Annotated in this window: 4 protein-coding genes and 2 pseudogenes; all 6 read right to left on the reverse strand. The window is 73.3% G+C overall.

Annotated elements, in window-relative coordinates:
- Positions 1-343, reverse strand: a pseudogene (locus ACFW2E_RS42075) (hypothetical protein); the annotation flags it as partial.
- Positions 344-1,235: 892 nt separating this feature from the next.
- Positions 1,236-1,433: a hypothetical protein gene (locus ACFW2E_RS42080; protein ID WP_384476020.1), complete on the reverse strand. Its 198-nt coding sequence runs from the start codon at positions 1,431-1,433 to the stop codon at positions 1,236-1,238.
- The gene (locus ACFW2E_RS42085; RefSeq protein WP_384476023.1) at positions 1,433-1,834 is read right to left on the reverse strand and encodes a hypothetical protein; all 402 of its coding nucleotides are present in this window, start codon (positions 1,832-1,834) and stop codon (positions 1,433-1,435) included. The genes ACFW2E_RS42080 and ACFW2E_RS42085 overlap by 1 nt, the downstream gene beginning before the upstream one ends.
- A 51-nt stretch (positions 1,835-1,885) precedes the next feature.
- On the reverse strand, positions 1,886-3,349 hold the full coding sequence (locus ACFW2E_RS42090) for an ATP-binding protein (RefSeq protein WP_384476026.1): 1,464 nt from the start codon (positions 3,347-3,349) through the stop codon (positions 1,886-1,888).
- Positions 3,346-4,044: a response regulator transcription factor gene (locus ACFW2E_RS42095; protein ID WP_384476029.1), complete on the reverse strand. Its 699-nt coding sequence runs from the start codon at positions 4,042-4,044 to the stop codon at positions 3,346-3,348. Before ACFW2E_RS42095 ends, ACFW2E_RS42090 begins: the two co-directional genes overlap by 4 nt.
- 177 nt (positions 4,045-4,221) lie before the next feature.
- A pseudogene (locus ACFW2E_RS42100) lies at positions 4,222-4,521 on the reverse strand (hypothetical protein); the annotation flags it as partial.

Genomic DNA, 4,521 nt, shown 5'->3' on the forward strand with positions numbered 1-4,521 from the left:
CCTCGGGAGAGGTGACGTCCTCGCCGAGGACGCGGCGCAGCGTCGCGTCCATGCCGTGGAGCCGGGCCTCGAGGAAACGCTCCGGTGACGCCGTTTCCCACACGGCGGGCACGACCTGATGCACCAGTCCGGGGTTGAAGTTGTAGAACGTGGCCACCACGAGTTCCGCCGGGGCCGCGCCGAGCGCGGCCGCGCGGGAGCCGAAATACCCTGCTTTGGCGTCGGCGCCCAGCGCGGCGTACTGGGCCTGCGCCTCGGGCGAGAAGTAGATGGCGCCGTGGTACGGCTCCATCGTCTTCCAGGTGGCGTGCGCGAACTCCAGTTGGTCGTGGTCCTGCGTCATGGGCGGCTCTCTCCGGTACCAGGGACGGGTGGGGTGCGGCGCGCCAAGCGGATCTGACGTACCGGCCAGTCGGTACGCTAGCTGACGGCAAGGCTGTGCGGCCACGGCGGTACACGGAATCGCGCCACTTGCCTCGCACCGATACCCCTGGTGAACGGCGCCGGCACTCGAGCGGCGCCCTGGCGTGTCACCGCCCGGCTCGAACCACTCGTCCGCGCCGGGCCGATGGTCGAGGAAGGCCCTCCGGCCGAGTTCCGGTGCCACGGCGTCGGCCGGCCATGTGAGCCGGCTGTCCCCGGCCGCCAGTCCGCCGCGCGCTGCGTCGCACCGGTCCGCCTCGCCGAGAAGTCGGCCGGCCCGGGGTTCTCGAGGCGTCGGACGTGCGCTCCCAGCACCGTGCCCGGGTGCGGGTGGTGCCGAAGCGACACGGTGTCGATTCCGAACGCCGCAACGGCTTGCGAAGTGCGGTCGCCCGCCGTCGACGGCTCGTCGCAGCAGCAGGACCGGAGGGTGGTCGGTCCTCCACGAGCCGGTACAGGGCCTCCAGGCCGTCCGGACGGCGGCTACGTGTGCGTTGTGGTGGGTCGGTACGTGGGCGACGTGGAAGTCTTCGCTCAATGCGCTCGGCACGGCGGCCGGATCGGCGGAGTACCGGGGCGTGGATCCGGCCGAAATGCATGACCGAACAGCGTGGTCCGGCTGCCGGGCGGCCAAGTCCCGGGCATGTCGCTCACAGTCCGACGTGCGTGGGGGCGAGGCATCCTGCCACAGCCGGCGGAGCGCTCACGCGGGAGACGGGTCCGCCGTGGCGTTCCCCGACCGGTGGGCAGCGGAGCACCGGGCGGCGACCCCTCGGGGCGCCCACCCGGTGCTCCGTCGTCTCCCCCTCGGGTCAGCGGTCCGCGTTCGAGGCGGCGTCCCGGTCGGCCGCGGCGGCGGCCGACTCGGCAGCGTTCACCTTCTGCTGCATCTGCGAGTAGCCCGACGGGGCGGCACCCGGAGCCTTCGAGGACGCCCCTTCGTGACCGGAGCAGCCGACGGCCAGGGCGGCCAGCAGCACCGCCTGCACCGCCACGGTCCGCGCGCGCATCAACTCGCCGCCTTGCCGCCGTCGTTGTCCTTGCACCATGTCCTGACCTCGGTGAGGTCCTGCTGCCGCTGCTTGAGCACCGGCACGAGGGCCTTGCGGGTCTTCAGCCGGTTCTCCAGAAACGTGGCGATCTCGGTATGGCCGGCCTTCTTGGCGTTGTCCACGCGGAGCTCCAGCCGGGCCACCGAACCCCGGGTGCCCACACCGGCGTCCAACCGCTTCAGTGCCCGTTCGATCCGACGGTCGATCTTCGGCACCCGCTTGCACAGCGCCCTGGCCCCGTCGCCGGTCGGTCCCGGTGCCGGGGAGCTGTCGGCCGCGGCGGCGCCCGTACCGCCTGCCAACAGCGCGGCCGTGGCGAGCCCGGCCAGCAGGGTACGCCGCCTTCGCCGGATGTCCATCACATGCCTCCGTTCCCGGACGGACCGCTCGTCCGCCCGTCCCACGGCACGCTAGGAGCCCTCTTTGGGGAATTCCTGTGACCGGTATGTCCCGGCAGTCGTGATCAACCAGTCCCGGCGGCCGGGCAGTTCACCCTCCCCGGCCGGCAGCCGCACCTCGAAGCGCGCCCCTGTGCCGCCAGGCGCCCGGCCGACCGTCACCGTGCCACGGTGCAGCGCCGCCTGCTGGGCCACGAGGGTGAGACCGAGCCCGGAACCGGCGCTGGCCGCGCCACGCCGGAACCGCTCGAAGATCCGCTCCCGGTCGCGCTCCGGCACTCCCGGGCCGCCGTCGTCCACCGTGAGTACGATCCACTCCCCCACGTGGCGCATCCCCACCGTCACGCTCAACTGCCCCTGCGCATCGGCTCCGTGCGCCACGGCGTTGGCCAGCAGATTGTCCAGAAGCAGCCGCAGTCCCGGTTCCCAGCCGGGCACGGTGATCCCCGCCGGAGCGTCCAGCACGATCAGTGCGCCGGGCGCACGACGCCGGGCCTCGGCGACGGCCGCCTCGGCGATCTCGGTCAGATCGGCGCTGCGGAACGCCTCCGCCTCCACGAGGTCGCCGCGCCCCAGGTCGCGCAGCATCACCAGCAGGCCCTGCAGCCGGCCGTGCTCACGGCGCAGATCCGTGACGACCTCAGCGCGGTCCTCCTCGGCCAGCCCCGGGTGTTCGGCCAGGATGTCCAGGTTGGTGCCCATGCTCATCAACGGAGTGCGCAGTTCGTGGGCGGCGGCCGACGAGAAGGAACGAGCCGTGTCGAGGGCCTCGGCGGTGCGCGCGGCCTGCTCGTCGTAGCGGGCAAGGACGGTACGAACGGTGGCGGCCAGCTCGTCGGCCTCGGTGACACCGGTCGGCTCCAGGGGCGGGCGGGCACGGTCGGTGCGTGGGTCGAGTCCGGCGGTACGGCGGGTCAGACGCCGCAACGGCGCAGCGGCACCCGCGGACATTCCCCAGGCCAGAAGGCCGGACAGGGGGGCCGCGAGCAGTGTGGTGACCAGCACCCGGCGCCTGACCAGCCGCAGCTGGCCGCGGTCGGCGGTGTCCGGCGCGAACACCCACAGGGTTCCTGAGGCAAGGGGCGTGCGCACCGGACGGCCCAGCACCCGCCAGCTGTCACCGTCGGCACGCACGGTGACCGGGACGCCGGTACGCGCGGGCAGCCGTACGCCGGAGCCCGGCTGCGGGCCGCCGCTGAAGGAACCGTCCGGCCCCACCATCCTCACCCCCACGTCGAGCGCCGCGCTGTAGAGGGCGCGTTCGCGGGTGTCCGCCGCCTTGGGCCGACCGGCCGCCCCGGCCCGCAGCAGTGCCCGGGCGTCCGGTACGACGGCCGCCGCCCGTTCCCGCAGATGGTCGTCCTCGGCTCGGTGCAGATCACGGGCGACGAGCTGGAGCAGCAGCCATCCGGAGGCCAGTACCAGCAGCGGGACGGTGCAGCCGACCGCCAGTCCGATCCGGGTCGACAGCCTCACGGCTCCTCCCGCAGCACGAAGCCGACTCCGCGGACGGTCTGGATCAGCCGCGGTGCGCCGTCGGTCTCGAGCTTGCGCCGCAGATAGCTGACGAAGGTGTCCACGGCGTCGCTGCGCACGTCGAAGTCGTACCCCCACACCCGCTCCAGCAGCTGGTCACGGGTGAGGACGAGCCCGGCGTTCCGGGCAAGCACCTCCAGCAGCTCGAACTCGCGCCGGGTGAGGTCCACAGGCCGTCCGCCGCGTCGGGCGGTACGGGCGGCGGGGTCGATCAGCAGGTCCGCCACCCGCAGCACGCGGTCCTGGGCGACGGGCGGCCGTCGGCGCAGCAGAGCGCGCAGCCGCAGTACCAGTTCCTGCAGGGCGAACGGCTTGACCAGGTAGTCGTCGCCGCCGGCCTGCAGGCCGGCTATCCGGTCGGCGGTCTCGTCGAGCGCGGAGAGCATGAGTACCGGCAGGTCCCGGCCGTCGGCGCGCAGCCGCGCGCACACCTCGATCCCACTCATGCCGGGCATCGACACATCGAGCACCAGCACATCGGGCGGGCCGTCCGCGATGGCGGTGAGGGCGCCGAGCCCGTCGGGCGCGGTGCGCACCTCGAAACCGCTCAGCCGCAGCCCGCGCTCCAGAGATCGCCGGATGGCCGCGTCGTCGTCCACGACCAGAACCGTCCCGGGGGGTGCCGCCCCGCCCATGCGCGCCTCCCTCGCCCGCCGTCAGCGCCCGGCCGGCGTGGGGACCTCCTCCCGTCCGCCGTCGGCGCCCGGCCAGCGTAAGGCCCGCCTCCCATCCACCGACATCCACGGTCGGCACCGCGCTTTCCGGCCACGTCCCGAGGCGGGTGCCGGCGACGGAGTCCGCTGGTCAGCGGCCTACCCGCATCTGACGAAGATGGTCTCCCGCTGCGAGACCGATCGTCTCCCGCCTCGCGGGTGGGCCAGCGTGGGCTGATCACGCTCGGTGGGCACCGGCAGGGATGCCTGCGAGAGGAGCCATCGCCGGGCCTCCGGCGGAGTGCGGTAGTCGAGCTGGACGTCCCAGTAGCCACGCCGCCGGGTCAGGATCACGGCGGACAGCGGCGGCACGGCCAGGTGCCAGAAGGCTCTCACCGGTATGGCCAGGGCGTGGATGAGCACGGCCCGGACGACTGCCGCTTCGGTGACGGCCAGTGT

Source organism: Streptomyces sp. NPDC058964, from assembly GCF_042741275.1.
Lineage (GTDB): Bacteria > Actinomycetota > Actinomycetes > Streptomycetales > Streptomycetaceae > Streptomyces.

What these genes read in the sequence shown, in the direction of transcription:
- ACFW2E_RS42080 (WP_384476020.1), bottom strand. Translation starts at nt 1,433, where the DNA reads ATGCGCGCGCGGACCGTGGCGGTGCAGGCGGTGCTGCTGGCCGCCCTG.
- ACFW2E_RS42085 (WP_384476023.1), bottom strand. Translation starts at nt 1,834, where the DNA reads ATGGACATCCGGCGAAGGCGGCGTACCCTGCTGGCCGGGCTCGCCACG.
- ACFW2E_RS42095 (WP_384476029.1), bottom strand. Translation starts at nt 4,044, where the DNA reads ATGGGCGGGGCGGCACCCCCCGGGACGGTTCTGGTCGTGGACGACGAC.